This window comes from Amycolatopsis sp. CA-211722 (genome assembly GCF_056828465.1).
The window spans coordinates 2031602-2046732 of record NZ_CP184752.1; the positions used below are offsets into that span (position 1 = coordinate 2031602).

A 15131-nucleotide genomic window follows, 5' to 3' on the forward strand; every position below is an offset into this window, starting at 1 on the left:
TTCCACTCAACTCCGAAAAGTTTCAGCTCCCGGTCGGGGAGACGGCCTCCGCGGGCAGAAGCGGACCCACCCGGCCGAGGCCGACGACCGCCGTACAGGCGCACGCGGCCACGAGCACCCACGGGATCCAGACTGCCACGGAGAACAACGCCACGACGGCCGGAGCGATCACCGCGGCGAGGGTGAACGCGTACTGGAACGCCGCCAGATACCGGCCTCGCGCCTCCGGCGGCGCCGCGGCTTCGGCCAGCGCCCCGGAACGCGGGCCGAACGCGAGATCGCCCGCGGCCAGCACGAGGGTCGCCCCGAGCAGGTAAACCGGCTGGAAGACCTTCGGCACGAACACCACCACGAGGCACGCCAGGCACCACACCGCGAACAACGCCGAGCCCGCGCGCATGGCGGCGATCCGGGTCAGCCTCCGGGTGAGCCGCAGCCCGACGACTCCACCCAGACTGGTGACGACGGTGAGCAGCGCGATGATCGCGCCGGGAAGCCACCGAGGGCCGTGCAAGGCGTTGAAGACGTACACCGGCATTCCGATGAGGAAGAAGTCCATCGTGAGCGCGAACAGCCCGCTGAACACGATGAGCGCCAGGTACGGGCGGTTCCGCCAAACCCGCGCGGGGCCCGAGCGGCGCGGCAGGTGCCGCGGGGCGGGGGTGACCAGTGTCGACAGGATGGCCGCGGCGATGACGAAGGTCGCGACGTCGACCATCACGGCGACGTACAGTCCCTCGCGCCCGATCCACACCAGCAGCCCGGCCGCGGCGAGCCCACCCAACCCGAAGCCCGCGGAGCGCACCATCGCCGCTTCGGCGAACGGCCGGTCCTTCGGCCCTTCGCCCGCCACGTCGGCGATGAGCGAGAACTGCGAGCTGTAGAAGAACTGCTGCCCCGCCGCGAGCATGACGGACGCGCCGACGACACCGGCGAACCCGTCGGCCAGCAGGAAAGCGCCGACTCCGGCGGCCTGCAGGACATGGGAGCAGATCATCACCGTCCGCGGGCCGATCAGATCGACGAGACGACCGGCGATGGCGGGGACGAGCAGACCGGCGAACGCACCGAGAGTGACCGCGGCCCCCGCCTGGGCGAGGGGCAGACCCACCACACGAATGACGAAGACCAGCCCGAGCGGGAGGAACAGTCCCGAGCCGAAGTTGTCGATTCCCAAGGCGACCAGCAACGCGACCCGGTTACGCACCGATACGACGCTACCGGCGTCACGGCGCTACGAAAGGTCCGTTCAGTCAAGACCGGCGGGTAGGAACGGCCGACGTCAAACGTCGCAGGTCCGGACGGACAGGGCCGCGCGGACGTCGGTGTTCATCTCCGCCAGCCGCGTGGTCAGCTCGAGGACCTTTTCGTCGTCCCAGTCACCGAGCGCGCGCTCCATGAACTCCAGGTATCCGGCCCGCCTGCGGCCCAGTTCCGCGCGCCCGCGCTCGGAGACGCTGATGATCGACGCGCGGCCGTCCTCGGGGGCGGGACGGCGGTCCACCATGCCCGCCGCGGACAGCTGGGAGATTTGACGGCTGATGACCGAAAGGTCCACGAAACGTCGTTTGGCCAATTCCGAAGGGCGCGCCTCGCCGTGCTTCGCCAGATCCGACAGCAGCATCGCGGCCGCCGGGTGCAGGCCGGGGTCGTCCTGCCAGGCCTGCATTATCCAGGCGTGCTGCAGCTGCGAGGCGGCCTTCAGCTCACGCATCAGCTCGACCCTGGCGTCGTCCGCGGAGCTCATCGGTCCCTCCCGGCTACTTGTACAGTACAACTTTATTCGGCGACACTTGCGTAAGACAACTATTTACCTCGTGAGATCGCCCACTGCCGACCGGTTTCGAGTACACCCGTCCGGAGCAACGATGCGGGCAAAAGGGCTCTCGGCGGCTAGTCTCGCGAACGAGCCGGAAAGAGCCGACCGGCCCGACAGCCACTGACCGGAGAGGTGAATGATCCGTGAATTCTTCTCCAGTGGTCCCTCGTTCGTGAATCTGGGGAACCGTCTTCCGGCATGCGCTACCCGATCAGCGACTCCCAGCCCGTGACGGCCGACGCGGTCAGCCCGGTCCCGCGGTCCTCGGCGCCGCGCGAAGCCCCGCCCGCGGTCACCGCGATGGTGCGGCTCATCCGGGACACCTGGGCGAAGTCGGAGCCCTTCATCCCGGAGATCTCCCAGTTCTTCTACGGGATGCTGTTCACCCTCGCGCCGGCGACGCGTGACTTCTTCCCGATCAACATGGAGGTCCAGCGCGGCAGGCTGGTCCGCGCGCTGGTCCACATCGTGCAGATGGTCGACCGACCGGACGATCTCGTCCCGTTCCTGACCCAGCTCGGCCGCGACCACCGCAAGTTCGGTGTCATCCCGCGGCACTACGAGGCCGTCGGCACCGCGCTGCTCGCCTCGCTCAAGAACCATCTCGGTCCGGACTGGACACCCGAGGTCGAACGGGCCTGGGCGGAGGCGTTCACCATCGTCGCCCGCGCGATGCAGGAGGCCGCCGCGGCCGACGTCAACCCGGCGTCGTGGTCGGCCACCGTGCTCGAACACCGGCGGCTCACCTGGGATCTCGCCCTGGTCCGCGTCCAGCCCGAATTCCCGGTTCCGTACCAGCCCGGCCAGTACATGAGCGTCGAAGTACCGCAGCGGCCGCGGCTCTGGCGTTATCTGTCGCCGGCGAACGCGCCGCGCGAGGACGGCGGCATCGAGTTCCACGTGCGCGCCGTGGACGGCGGCTGGGTGTCGCGCGCCATCGTCAGCCACACGCAGCCCGGCGACGTCTGGCGGCTGGGGCCGCCGCTCGGCAGGCTTTCGGTCGACCGGAACGACGGCCGCGACGTCCTGATGATCGCCGGCGGTACCGGCGTCGCGCCGCTGCGCGCGATCCTGGACGACCTCGCGCAGTGGGGCGAGAACCCGAAGGTCCAGTTGTTCTACGGCGGACCGTCGCGTGAGGACCTTTACGACCTCGACGAGTTGCGCGCCCTGGCGGCCACGAACCCGTGGCTCACCGTGACCCCGGTGGTCGAACGCGGCGAAGAGGCCCCGGGCTGCGTGCAGGGCACGCTCGCGGAAGCCGTTACCCAGCAAGGATCCTGGCCGGGCCACCGGATCCTCGTCTCCGGTTCGCCCGCGATGATCCGCGCGACGGTGTCCCGGATGCTGGTCGCGGGCAGCGCGCTGGACCAGATCGCGTACGACCCCTTCACCATCGACTAGCAATTCGATTCTGCAATGGTGATCAGTCACCGGCGGCATACCGTTACGTGGACCAGGTGACCACGGAGAAAAACCCACCCGATCGGCGGATCACGCTTTCCGTCCATCGTGGCGAAAAACACTGGTGAGCAAGGGAAATCCCGCCTGCTTGATCACCTTTACTTAGTGCCAGACGGGGTTGACGGCGCGTATATCGTTTGCTCCGTTCGAGCGGGAAACAACCATTCTTGGATCCTTTCGCGACGTTCGGGCATACAGTCGGGAACCCGCGGGGGAAACGAGCACGATGACATCGGGTCTGGAGAATATGCCCGATCCAACTGGAGAAAATCGTTCACCCATGACTGCCGAAACAGTGAAATACGAGCATCCACCGAGCCCGTCGAGATCTTCACCGATTCCCGTCCCGCCCTTGATCGAAACGCCGTCGACGGACAAGACCGTCGAGATGGCCAAGCTCATCAGGGAGAGTTTCGCCGCCGTCGAAACGAAGGCCGAGGAGTTGTCCCAGTACTTCTACGGCGTCCTCTTCTCCGTTTCGCCGGACGCCAGGGCGTTGTTCCCGATCAACATGGCCACCCAGCGAAATCGTTTGCTGCGCGCACTCGTCTACGTCGTCCAGATGGTGGACCGGCCCGACGAACTGGCCACCTTCCTCGCCCAGCTCGGCCGGGACCACCGGAAGTTCGACGTCCTCGGCCGTCATTACGACGCCGTCGGTGTCGCGCTCATCGCCGCGTTGAAACGGTTCCTGAAGGACGGCTGGACACCGGAGCTGGAAGACGCCTGGGTCACCGCGTACGGCGTCATCGCGAAGAACATGCGCGAGGCCGCGGGCAAGGAGATCGGGCCGGCGTGGTGGAAGGCGACCGTCGTCGAGCACCGGCTCGCCACCCGCGACGTCGCCGTGATCAAGGTGCGCACCGATCAGCCGCTCCCGTACCGGGCAGGCGGTTACGTCAGTGTCGAAGTCCCGCAGCGGCCGCGGATGTGGCGGTACTTCTCGCCCGCCACCGCGCCGCACGACGACGGGACGATCGAGTTCCACGTGCACGCCGTACGCGGCGGCTGGGTCTCCCGCGCGATCGTCCACCACACCCGGTCCGGCGACGTCTGGCGGCTCGGCCCGTCGCTCGGCGCGCTTTCGGTGCACCACACGGAAAGCCGTCCGCTGCTGATGATCGGCGGCGGCACCGGCGTCTCACCGCTGCTCGCCCTGCTCGACGACATGTCGCGCTGGAAGAACAACCCGCCGGTGCATCTGTTCTTCGGCGGCCGCCGCCCGGAAGACCTCTACGCCCTCGACGAGCTTCGCGGGCTGACCGTCACCTGCCCTTGGCTGACGGTGACCCCGGTGACCGAGGAAGGCACCATCGCCGGCGGCGACCGCGGCACGCTGGCCACGGCGGTCACCCAGCGCGGCGCGTGGAAGGACCGCGACGTGTACGTCTGCGGGTCGCCGTCGATGATCCGGGCGACGATCGCGAAACTGCTCGCCGCCGGCACGGATCTGGCACGGATCAAGTACGACCCCTTCACCCTGGACTGAGCCGGCACGCCGTTCGTATTAGGCCGATCGGCTGTTCCACCTGGGCTCGACGCAGCAGTAGGTCAGTGAATCATTGACCGCGGTCACCGGCGGATTTATGGTCTAGACCACATTGCTCCCCCTCACGGGAACACCGTCGTTCCATCCCCCAGGAGCCGGCATGACCGTCAAACGCAAGCTCGTGGCAGCCGCCGCCGGTGCGATCCTCGCCCCGATCGCCATCGTCGCCATCCCCCAGGTGGCCAGCGCCCACGGCTACGTGCTGTCCCCGCCCAGCCGCCAGGCGAACTGCGCCCAGGGCAAGGTTTCCGGCTGCGGCGCGATCGTCTACGAACCCCAGAGCGTCGAAGGCCCGAAGGGGCTCCGCAGCTGCAACGGCGGCCTTCCCGGATTCGCCGAGCTCAACGACGAATCGAAGCCGTGGCCCGCCGCGTCGGTCGGCAACAGCGTGACCTTCAACTGGAAGTTCACCGCCTACCACCGGACCACGAACTACGAGTACTACATCGGCGGCACCAAGATCGCCGACATCAGCGGGAACAACTCCGCGCCGAAGGACCCGACGTCGCACACGGTGAGCCTGGCCGGCTTCAGCGGCCGCCAGAAGGTGCTCGCCATCTGGAACATCGCGGACACGCCGATGGCCTTCTACAGCTGCATCGACCTGCAGATCGGCGGTGGCGGCAACCCGCCCACCACGACCAACCCGCCCACGACGTCGAACCCGCCGACCAGCACCACCAACCCGCCCGCCGGCGGAACGTGGGCGGCCGGGGCGTCCTACACGGTCGGCAGCACGGTGACCTACGGCGGCGCCACCTACCGGTGCCAGATGGCGCATACGGCGATCCAAGGCTGGGAGCCGCCGAACACCCCCGCGCTGTGGACGCGCCAGTGAAGCTGGCCCTCGTTCTCGTCGCCGGTCTCGTGGCCCTCGCGGGCTGCGGGGCCGGCGACGGCTCACCGACCAACGCCGGCGCCCCGATCTCCCCGGTCCCCCAATCGGCGTCGGCGTCCGCGCAGTACAACGACGCCGACGTGATGTTCCTGCAGATGATGATCGCCCACAACGACCAGGGCGTGGAGATCGTCAAGCTGGTGAAGACCAAGCAGGCGCAGAAGCAGGAGCTGACGAATCTCGCGGCCGCCATCGAGGCGACACAGCAGACCGAGACCACCGACATGCGGAACTGGCTGAAGGCCTGGGGCAAACCCGAGACGGGTTCGGCGGACCCGCACGCGCATCACCACCACGGTGGCGACGGGCTCACCGACAAGGGACTCCTCGAAGCACTGTCCAAAAAGGATGGTGCGGAGTTCAGCCTCGACTTCGCGGACATCTTCGTCGCGCACCAGCACAACGGGGTCGCGCTGGCGAGGACCGAGCTGAAGGACGGCAAGAACCCCGAAGCGAAGGCGCTGGCCCAGCGGATCATGGACTCGCGCACCGGCGAGGTCCAGCAGATCCGGACCTTGGTGCCCGGCCAGTGACGCATTTGGTCCTCTGAATGCGGGGCTGGTCGTCGTGTCGCGAAAGCCACTTTCGCGACGTCTGATGTCCCGAAAGTGGCTTTCGCGGCATGGAGCACCGCGGGTCATCCTCGCGTCAAGTACGTGAAGGCCCCCGTCATTGCGTCTAGCGCAATGACGGGGGCCTTCACGTACTCGCGTGGGCGGGCGCCCGGCGCATTTAGAGGACTAATTGCGTTTTTTGGGCTTCCAGACCACGAGCGCGGTCTGCTGCCGCAGGGGAACGAGATCCTTGCGGTAGGAGGCGTGCACGGCCGCGGCCGTCTGTTCGGCGGCGACGTACGCCGCGGTGAGCTCCTCGGTCAGCTCGGCGATACGCGCGCGGAGCGCGTCGACCTGGTTCTCCAGCTCGATGATCCGCTTGATGCCGGCGAGGTTGACGCCGTCCTCTTGGGACAGCCGCTGCACTTCGCGCAGCAACGCGATGTCCCGCATCGAGTAACGCCGTCCGCCGCCGGAGGTCCGGCCCGGCGACACGAGACCCTGGCGGTCGTAGGACCGCAGGGTCTGCGCGTGCAGGCCGGAAAGCTGCGCCGCCACCGAAATGACGAACACCGGGGTGTCCTCGTCCGCACCGTGCGGCAGCCCGCCGAACATCGTGCTCACCTGCCTTCGAGAAGTTCGGTGATCTCCGGTCGCGGATCGTGGCCGGCCATGGCCTCCGCGTAGGCCTCCAGCGCTTCACGGGCCTTGTCGTCCAATTTGGCCGGGATGGCCGCCTGCAGGGTGACCAGCAGATCGCCCTGCGAGCCGTCACGTTTCGCGATCCCCTTGCCGCGCACGCGAAGCACGCGACCGCTCGCCGTGCCTTGCGGCACCTTCAGCGAGACCTTGCCCTCGAGCGTCGGCACGGTGATCGTGCCGCCGAGGGCCAGTTCCGCGAAGGACACCGGCACGGTGATCGTCAGGTCGAGGTCCTTGCGCCCGAACACCGCGTGCGGGGCGACGTGCACGCGGACGTACAGATCGCCCGGCTGCGCGCCGCCACGACCCGGTTCGCCCTGGCCCGCCAGCCGGATCCGCTGGTCGTCGGCGACGCCCGGCGGGATCCGCACGGTCAGCGTGCGGGTGCGGGTGCTGATGCCCTCGCCCGCGCATTCCGGGCAGGGGTCGTCGATGATCGTGCCGCGGCCGCGGCAGTCGCGGCACGGCTCCGAGAACGCGAACGCGCCCTGGCTCCGGCTGACCAGCCCGCTGCCCTGGCAGGTCGCGCACGTCCTCGGGGAGGTCCCCGGCTTCGCACCGTTTCCGCCGCAGGTGGAACAGGTCGCCGGGCTCGACAGCCGCAGCGGCAGGGTCGCGCCCTTGACCGCCTCGGCGAAGTCGATCCGGACGTCGGTCTCCACGTCCGAGCCGCGTTGCGGCCGGTTCGCCGTGGCACCGGCAGCGGCGCCACGACGGCCGAACAGCCCACCGAGGATGTCGCCGAGGCCGCCGAAGCCGCCCTGCTGCTGCCCCGCCTGGCCGAAGATGTCGCCGACGTCGAAACCGCCGCCGCCGGCACCGCCGCCCGGGAAGCCGAAGCCACCGGGACCGCCGGAGCCGAAGAGGCGGCGAGCCTCGTCGTACTCCTTGCGCTTGGCCGTGTCGGAAAGAACGCCGTACGCCTCGGAGACCGCCTTGAACTTCTTCTCGGCCTCCGCGTTGCCCGCGTTGGCGTCGGGGTGGTTCTCCTTGGCCAGCTTGCGGTAGGCCTTCTTGATCTCGTCCGCGGTGGCGTCGGAGGAGACGCCCAGCTCACGGTAGAAGTCCTTACCGATCCATTCCCGTGCACTCACCGAACGTCTCCTCCTTTCACGCCGTATCGCCGATCAGCGGTTGTTCTCATCGAAAAGTTCGCCCTCGAGCGGCAGCTCGCCGCCGACGGGCGGGTCCACCGGGGCGGCGCCGGGCTCGTGGTCGGTGACCCCGACCATCGCCGGGCGCAGCACGCGCTCGCCGAAGCGGTAGCCACGGCGCATCACCATGGTGACCGTCGGCTCGCTGACGTCCGGCGACGTGCTGTGCTGGACCGCCTCGTGGACGCTCGGGTCGAAGGGCTCGCCCTCGGCGCCGAACGACTCGAGGCCCGACCGCTGCAGGCTCCCGACCAGCTTCTCGCCGACCGCCTTGAAGGCACCGGTCAGATCGCCGTGCTGCTCCGCGCGCTCGAGGTCGTCGAGCAGCGGGAGCAGATCGTTGACGACCGACGCCTTCGCACCGACGACGACCTGCTCGCGGTCGCGGTCGACACGCTTGCGGTAGTTGGCGTACTCGGCCTGGAGACGCTGGAGGTCGGCGGTGCGTTCCGCCAGCTCCTTCTCCAGACCGGTGGCCACCGACACGGAGTCGTCCACAATGGACTCCCCGAGGCCGGGGCCCGCGTGTGCCGCGGGCTCCGGCTCGGTCGACGCGGCTTCTTCACTCGGAGCGGCGTGCTTCGGGCCGTCCTGGGTTTCGGCGGCCGGGGCGGCCGGGCGGACTTCACCGGTCAGCGGATCGATCCGCCTGCGGTCCCGCACGACCACCGGTTCCTCCGGGCCCCGGCCCTCGGTTTCGTCGTAGCGTCCCGTCACTTCTTGTCCTTCTCGTCTTCTTCGACGATCTCGGCGTCGACGACGTCGTCCGCCTTGGCCTGCGAACCGGCACCCGCGCCCGCCGCACCGGCGGCGCCTTCACCGGCGGCACCTTCGGCACCCGGGGTGGCGTTCGCGTAGAGGGCGGTGCCCAGCTCCTGCGAAGCGGTGTTCAGCTTCTCGATGGACTCGCGGATCTTCGCCGAGTCGGTGCCCTTGAGCGCCTCGTTGGCCTCGTCGATCGCGGACTTCACCTTGCCCTTGAGCTCGTCGGGCAGCTTGTCCTCGTTGTCCTTGACGAACTTCTCGGTCTGGTAGACCAGCGTCTCCGCCTGGTTGCGGGTCTCCGCCTCCTCGCGGCGCTGCTTGTCCTCCTCGGCGTGCGCCTCGGCGTCCTTGACCATGCGCTCGATGTCGTCCTTCGGCAGCGCGGAGCCACCGGTGATCGTCATCGACTGCTCCTTGTTCGTGCCGAGGTCCTTCGCGAGGACGTGCACGATGCCGTTGGCGTCGATGTCGAAGGTGACCTCGATCTGCGGCACGCCACGCGGGGCGGGCGGGAGACCGGTCAGCTCGAACATGCCGAGCTTCTTGTTGTGCGCGGCGATCTCGCGCTCACCCTGGAACACCTGGATCTGCACCGACGGCTGGTTGTCGTCCGCGGTGGAGAAGATCTCCGAACGCTTGGTCGGGATCGTGGTGTTGCGCTCGATGAGCTTGGTGAACACGCCGCCCTTGGTCTCGATGCCCAGCGAAAGCGGGGTCACGTCGAGCAGCAGGACGTCCTTGACCTCGCCCTTGAGCACACCGGCCTGCAGCGCCGCGCCGACCGCGACGACCTCGTCCGGGTTCACGCCCTTGTTCGGCTCGCGGCCGCCGGTCAGCTCCTTGACCAGCTCGGACACGGCCGGCATGCGGGTGGAACCACCCACGAGCACGACGTGGTCGATGTCGCCGACGGCGACACCCGCGTCACGGATGACGTTGTTGAACGGCTTGCGGGTGCGCTCGAGCAGGTCCGAGGTGATCTTCTGGAACTCGGCGCGGGAAAGCTGCTCGTCGAGGAACAGCGGGTTCTTGTCCGCGTCCACGGTGATGTACGGCAGGTTGATGCTGGCCGAGTTCGAGCTGGACAGCTCGATCTTCGCCTTCTCGGCGGCCTCACGGATGCGCTGGAGCGCCATCTTGTCCTTGGTGAGGTCGATGCCGTTGGACGACTTGAACTTGTCGACCAGCCAGGTGACGATCCGCTCGTCCCAGTCGTCACCGCCGAGGTGGTTGTCACCGGAGGTCGCGCGGACCTCGACGACACCCTCGCCGATCTCCAGCAGCGAGACGTCGAACGTACCGCCACCGAGGTCGAAGACCAGGATGGTCTGTTCCTTCTCGCCCTTGTCGAGGCCGTACGCCAGCGCCGCCGCGGTGGGCTCGTTGACGATGCGGAGCACGTTCAGGCCGGCGATCTGCCCGGCCTCCTTGGTGGCCTGCCGCTGCGCGTCCTCGAAGTAGGCGGGGACGGTGATGACCGCGTCGGTGATGGTCTCGCCCAGGTACGCCTCGGCGTCGCGCTTGAGCTTCATCAGCACGCGGGCGCTGATCTCCTGCGAGGTGTAGGCCTTGCCGTCGATCTCGGTCTTCCAGTCGGTACCGATGTGCCGCTTGACCGACCGGATGGTCCGGTCGACGTTCGTCACGGCCTGGTTCTTCGCCGGCTGGCCGGTCAGCACTTCGCCGTTCTTGGCGAAGGCGACGATGGACGGGGTGGTGCGGGAACCTTCCGAGTTGGCGATGACCGTCGGCTCGCCGCCCTCAAGGACAGCGACGACCGAGTTGGTCGTGCCGAGGTCGATGCCGACCGCTCGCGCCATGGTGTGATCCTCCTGCTAGTTCGTGACCTGCACGTTCTCACCCACCTTGAGTGGGCTCAACGCAAGTTGTATCGGGATGGTGGGGCTTCCGTCAAGCCGGACTTGAGTCACCCTCACTCAACCTTGTATCCGGCTCAACGTGCGGCACGGCCGTCTTGTTCCCGGACTACCGGCAGACCGTGCCCGGAGCGGGTGTGACACCGCTCACCAGGTACTTCACCTCTTCGGAACGCACGCAGGCCGAGTTCAGCAGCCCCGTGTGCCCGTACCCGGCGTCGACGAGCAACGTCGAGTTCTCGATGTTCCTCGCGAGCCCCTTCGCCCAAACGAGCGGCGTCGCCGGATCGTGTTCACCGCCGACCACGAGGATCGGCGCCGCGCCGCTCACCTTCTGCGGCCGCGGCAGGTACGCCGGCGGCACCGGCCAGGCCGCGCACCCGCTCGCCATGTCCCAGAACTCCGAGTACCGCCAGCCGTGCGGCGAGAGCGCCTTCACCAGTCCCTGCATCGCCCGCATGTCGGCGTAGGAGGTGAACGGCGAGCCGAAGTCGTGACAGCCGATCGAGCGATACGCGCCATAGGACGGGTCGAGCTGCGAATACGGCAGCAGTCCGTCCGCGTCGCCCGCCGTCGCGGCGTCGATCGCCTTCGCCAAGCCCGGCCAGAACGCGGGCAAGATGAGGTTGCCGTAGACCCCGGACGCCAGCTCCTCGGCGGTCACGTTCCGCCCGAGCTGCTTCGACGGCACGCCGCCGGGCGTCCGCATCAAGGCGTCGTAGGTGGCGAGGACGTCCTTGCCGCGAAGCACGCACTCGGCCGACGTCGTGCACCACTTCGCGAAGTCCTTGAGGGCGCCTTCGGTCGCGACTGCTTCTTCGAGGACCGCCTGCCTGGTGGGCCGCGAGTGGTCGACAGCGCCGTCGAGCACCATGGCCCGGACCCGCTTCGGGTACTTCTCCGCGTACACGGCGCCGAGTTCGGATCCGTAGGAGACGCCGAGCCAGTTCACCTTCGGCTCGCCGAGGGCGGCCCGGATCGCCTCGACGTCGTCCGCCGCCCGCCAAGTGTCCACTGAGGACAATCCCGGCCCGGTCCTCTTCAGGCATTCGCCGCCCGAAGCGCGGTTGTGCGCGAGGAGCTTGTCGTAATCGGCGCGACTCCGGGGAAACCGGCTGACCGACGGATCATGCAGACCCGGCCCGCAGGTGATCGCGGGCGTGCTTTCGCCGACGCCGCGCGGGTCGAACCCGATGACGTCGAACCGCTGCCGAACTTCGGCCATCTCCGGCTTGTCCAGCGCGAAACCGCGGCCGCCGTACTTCAGCACGGTGACCCCGGCGCCACCGGGACCGCCCGGATTCGTCAGCAGCGAACCGACGCGGCGCGCGGGATCGGTCGCGGGCAGTTTCGCCAGCGCGATCGAAAAGCCGTCGCCGACAGGCAGGCTCGCGCATTCCAGCGTCGGCGCGTACTCGGTCGCGCACGGCTTCCAGCCGATCCCGGCCGCGGCGGACGCCGGCGCCGCGGAAAGCGGCAGCAGGGTCAGCGCGGTGATCGCGGCCAGCGTCTTCACGCGGGCTTCACCGTGATCGAGCCGGTGCCGGACTGGAGGTCCAGGACGTGCGCCGACGCCTGGTCCTGCCGGACGCCGCCGGTTTCGACCTTGCCGACCTCCGCCTTCGCGCGGACCTGGTACGCGCCGTCGGGGACGGACACGACGACCTTGCCGACCTCCGCGTTCGCGGTGACCGCGCCGGGTTTCGCGAGCCCGACCTCGATGTCACCGGTGCCGGTGCGCAGGTTGACCGGCCCGGACGTGCTCATCACCTTCAGATCGCCGACGTCGCCCTTCAGGTCGACCGAGGCGGCGCGGGCGAGCGTGATCTTGCCGGTGCCGATGGACCCGGAAATCGCCAGTTCGCGTGGCACCACGACGTCGTAATCCACGCCGCACTGCTGACAGCCGCCGAGGACCAGCGTGCCGTTCTCGACACTGTGCGTCTTTCCGGGATTCTTGCCGGTGTACGTCACTTCGCGGCGCAGTGAGACGGGCGCGCCGTCCTCGACCCGGAGCGTGACCCCGCCGACCGGGACGTCCACCCGGATCGCGGTGATCTGCTCGGTGACGGGCGCGCCGTCGCTCAGCTTCTGCTGGTTTTCCCCTGTGCAGCCGACGATCCCGAAGGCGGTCAGCGCGCCGAGAGCGAGCGCGCCGAGGACGCGCTTCTCCTTGTTCCCCATGAGAAAGTATTCCCCCGAAAAGTCGGTCAGGCCGCTTGGACCTTGACGCTTCCGCTGTCGGTGTTGAGATCGAGCCGGTGCTGTGCCGAACCGGACTGGTTCACGTCGATGTCGCGGTGGCCGCTGCCGGAACCGCCCGTGACGTTGTACTCGCCGGGCGGGACGGTGACCTCGACCGAACCGCTGTCGGTCTGGGCGGTGACGTCCGCGCCCTTGAGCAGTTCGAGTTCGATGCGGCCGCTGTCGGTGCGGGCCTCGACGTTGCCGCCGAGCCGTTCCCCCTTGATGGCACCGGAAGCGGCCTGCACGGTGACGGCCTGGCCGATGTTCGCCAGTTCGACGCGGCCCGCGTCGGACCGCACCTTCACGGTGCCCGGCACGTCGGCGACGGAAACAGCGCCGGAATCGACGATGACGTCCACAGTGGACACTCCGGCGATGTCGAGCGCCCCCGAGTCCAGCTTGCCCGAGACCGGGACACCGGCCGGGACCACCACGTCGTAGCCGACCTCGCAGGTCGTTCCGCAGTCCGCGAGGACCAGGGTGTCGCCTTCCACGCGGAACGCGTCGCCCGGCTTGTTCCAGCGGTACTCGAACTCCTGGTGGATCCGGACCGGCCCCTCGCCGGTGCGGATCTTGACCTTGCCCTCGTCGTTGTCGATCCGCACGCTGCGGATCGGCTGGGTCACCTCCGCGGTGGCCTCCGCGTCGGACGGCCACCACCAGCCGAGGCCGGTGAGGACACCGACGCCGATCAACGCGATGCCTCCGATCGCGAGGAGTGGGCGCGCCATGGTCTTGAGTCCCTCCAGAGCAGGTTTTCGTGTAGCTCGACGCTAAGGGCAGCGCGGCGGGTTGGACATAGGGGTAACCCCCGGATTCGTCCCTGAACCCGCGCCGGGGTCCTCGGGGTCATAGGCACTCTCCGGCAAGTCTTGTTCGCGGTCTTCGCGCCCAGGCGGCCCCTGACGGCACGGGCGGATACGGCCGAGTACGACCCGGTACGAGGCCGATCCGCCCGCACCGCCAGGAACCACCTGGATCACGAAGCCCATCGAACAGACTCACCGGACAGCGCCTAGCCTGGCTCCGTCATCTGTTCGACGATCAGGAGGACGCATGCCGCAGGCACCCGATCCGTACGAATTCCTGCCCGATCTGCCTGCCTTCAGCTTGAGCAGCACCGACATCGAGGAAGGCGGTTTCCTGCCGACGCCCCAGCTTTCCGGGATCTTCGGCGCGGGCGGCGAGGACCGTTCCCCGCAGCTGTCCTGGGAGGGCTTTCCCGACGGGACCAAGAGTTTCGCGGTGACCTGCTACGACCCCGACGCCCCGACGGCGAGCGGGTTCTGGCACTGGGCGGTTTTCAACATCCCGGCGTCGGTGACGGCGCTGGCCGCGAACGCGGGCGACGAGGCGGGCTCCGGCCTGCCGGAAGGCGCGGTCACCCTGAAGGGGGACGGCGGCGTAAAGCAGTTCCTCGGCGCTGCCCCGCCGCCCGGGCACGGGCCGCACCGGTACATCTTCACGGTGCACGCCGTGGACGTCGAAAAGCTGGAAGTCGGCGAAGACGCCACGCCGGCATTCCTCGGCTTCAACCTCTTCAGCCACGCGATCGCCCGGGCGTCGCTGACGGCCCTGCACGAGAACAAGGGCTGAAGGACGCTTTCCCCGCATGGCACGCGGTGAAGGACGCTTTCACCACGTCTCATGCGGGGAAGGTCCCCTTCAGCACTGCCCGTTCGCCCGCGAACGCTCCATGTACTGCCCCTCGGGCGGGTCACCGAAGCCGAACCGCCGGTACAGCCCGTGCGCGTCGGCGGTGTGCAGCATCCACCGGAACTTCGCGCCCGGCCCGTTGTCGATCATCTCCCGGACCAGTTCCTTGCCGAGCCCCGCGCCGCGCGCCTCGTCGACGACGAAGACGTCCGCGAGATAGGCACTGCCGACGGTGTCCGAGAACGCCCGCGCGAACCCGACCAGGCGACCGGTCGAGGTCTCGTACGCGCCCACGACGCGCCAAGCGTTCCTGAAGACCTTCTCGACCAGCTCGCGGTCTCGCCACTTGCCCCAGTAGACCTCGGTGGACAGGTGCTTCCACACCACGTCGAGGTCCACCCGTGCCGGGTCGTCATCCAGTTCGTATGCGCCGACAGTCCTCATGA

15 protein-coding genes are annotated in these 15131 nt (G+C 68.5%); 5 read left to right on the forward strand and 10 right to left on the reverse strand.

Annotated features, from left to right (window positions below; all coding sequences use genetic code 11):
* Positions 1 to 22: 22 nt before the first annotated feature.
* A complete protein-coding gene (locus tag ACOCEP_RS10020; protein ID WP_482336997.1) occupies positions 23 to 1207 on the reverse strand; it encodes an MFS transporter in 1185 nt (394 codons plus the stop codon).
* 75 nt (positions 1208 to 1282) lie between these two features.
* Entirely contained in the window at positions 1283 to 1747 is a 465-nt protein-coding gene (locus ACOCEP_RS10025) for a MarR family winged helix-turn-helix transcriptional regulator (protein ID WP_457959149.1), read from the reverse strand.
* 270 nt (positions 1748 to 2017) lie between these two features.
* Here ACOCEP_RS10025 and ACOCEP_RS10030 point away from each other — a divergent pair, with 270 nt between their 5' ends.
* The 4 genes from ACOCEP_RS10030 to ACOCEP_RS10045 all read left to right on the forward strand — a co-directional run bounded on the left by ACOCEP_RS10030 (position 2018) and on the right by ACOCEP_RS10045 (position 6263).
* A complete protein-coding gene (locus ACOCEP_RS10030) occupies positions 2018 to 3223 on the forward strand; it encodes a globin domain-containing protein (protein ID WP_482336998.1) in 1206 nt (401 codons plus the stop codon).
* Positions 3224 to 3671: 448 nt separating this feature from the next.
* On the forward strand, positions 3672 to 4772 hold the full coding sequence (locus ACOCEP_RS10035) for a globin domain-containing protein (protein ID WP_482339667.1): 1101 nt from the start codon (positions 3672 to 3674) through the stop codon (positions 4770 to 4772).
* Positions 4773 to 4932: 160 nt separating this feature from the next.
* On the forward strand, positions 4933 to 5670 hold the full coding sequence (locus ACOCEP_RS10040; protein WP_482336999.1) for a lytic polysaccharide monooxygenase: 738 nt from the start codon (positions 4933 to 4935) through the stop codon (positions 5668 to 5670).
* The gene (locus tag ACOCEP_RS10045) at positions 5667 to 6263 is read left to right on the forward strand and encodes a DUF305 domain-containing protein (RefSeq protein ID WP_482337000.1); all 597 of its coding nucleotides are present in this window, start codon (positions 5667 to 5669) and stop codon (positions 6261 to 6263) included. The genes ACOCEP_RS10040 and ACOCEP_RS10045 overlap by 4 nt, the downstream gene beginning before the upstream one ends.
* A 207-nt stretch (positions 6264 to 6470) precedes the next feature.
* Here the strand turns inward: ACOCEP_RS10045 and ACOCEP_RS10050 are convergent, their stop codons facing one another.
* The 7 genes from ACOCEP_RS10050 to ACOCEP_RS10080 form a co-directional block, all read right to left on the reverse strand.
* Positions 6471 to 6899 carry a heat shock protein transcriptional repressor HspR gene (locus ACOCEP_RS10050; protein ID WP_482339668.1) on the reverse strand — a complete coding sequence of 143 codons (429 nt, stop codon included), beginning with the start codon at positions 6897 to 6899 and terminating at the stop codon, positions 6471 to 6473.
* 5 nt (positions 6900 to 6904) lie between these two features.
* On the reverse strand, positions 6905 to 8080 hold the full coding sequence (gene dnaJ / locus ACOCEP_RS10055; protein ID WP_482337001.1) for a molecular chaperone DnaJ: 1176 nt from the start codon (positions 8078 to 8080) through the stop codon (positions 6905 to 6907).
* Between the two features lie 33 nt (positions 8081 to 8113).
* Entirely contained in the window at positions 8114 to 8857 is a 744-nt protein-coding gene (gene grpE, locus ACOCEP_RS10060; RefSeq protein WP_482337002.1) for a nucleotide exchange factor GrpE, read from the reverse strand.
* Positions 8854 to 10725, reverse strand: a complete 1872-nt coding sequence (dnaK, locus tag ACOCEP_RS10065; RefSeq protein WP_219147117.1) for a molecular chaperone DnaK — start codon at positions 10723 to 10725, stop codon at positions 8854 to 8856. Before dnaK ends, grpE begins: the two co-directional genes overlap by 4 nt.
* Positions 10726 to 10891: 166 nt before the next feature.
* Complete coding sequence (locus tag ACOCEP_RS10070; protein ID WP_482337003.1) at positions 10892 to 12298, reverse strand: alpha/beta hydrolase; 1407 nt, start codon at positions 12296 to 12298, stop codon at positions 10892 to 10894.
* Complete coding sequence (locus ACOCEP_RS10075; RefSeq protein WP_482337004.1) at positions 12295 to 12966, reverse strand: DUF4097 family beta strand repeat-containing protein; 672 nt, start codon at positions 12964 to 12966, stop codon at positions 12295 to 12297. Before ACOCEP_RS10075 ends, ACOCEP_RS10070 begins: the two co-directional genes overlap by 4 nt.
* A gap of 26 nt (positions 12967 to 12992) precedes the next feature.
* A complete protein-coding gene (locus ACOCEP_RS10080) occupies positions 12993 to 13760 on the reverse strand; it encodes a DUF4097 family beta strand repeat-containing protein (protein WP_482337005.1) in 768 nt (255 codons plus the stop codon).
* A 325-nt stretch (positions 13761 to 14085) separates the two neighbouring features.
* Between ACOCEP_RS10080 and ACOCEP_RS10085 the strand changes: the two genes are divergently transcribed.
* On the forward strand, positions 14086 to 14625 hold the full coding sequence (locus ACOCEP_RS10085) for a YbhB/YbcL family Raf kinase inhibitor-like protein (RefSeq protein WP_482337006.1): 540 nt from the start codon (positions 14086 to 14088) through the stop codon (positions 14623 to 14625).
* A 69-nt stretch (positions 14626 to 14694) separates the two neighbouring features.
* Here ACOCEP_RS10085 and ACOCEP_RS10090 read toward each other — a convergent pair whose 3' ends face one another.
* A complete protein-coding gene (locus tag ACOCEP_RS10090; protein ID WP_482337007.1) occupies positions 14695 to 15129 on the reverse strand; it encodes a GNAT family N-acetyltransferase in 435 nt (144 codons plus the stop codon).
* Positions 15130 to 15131: the final 2 nt, after the last annotated feature.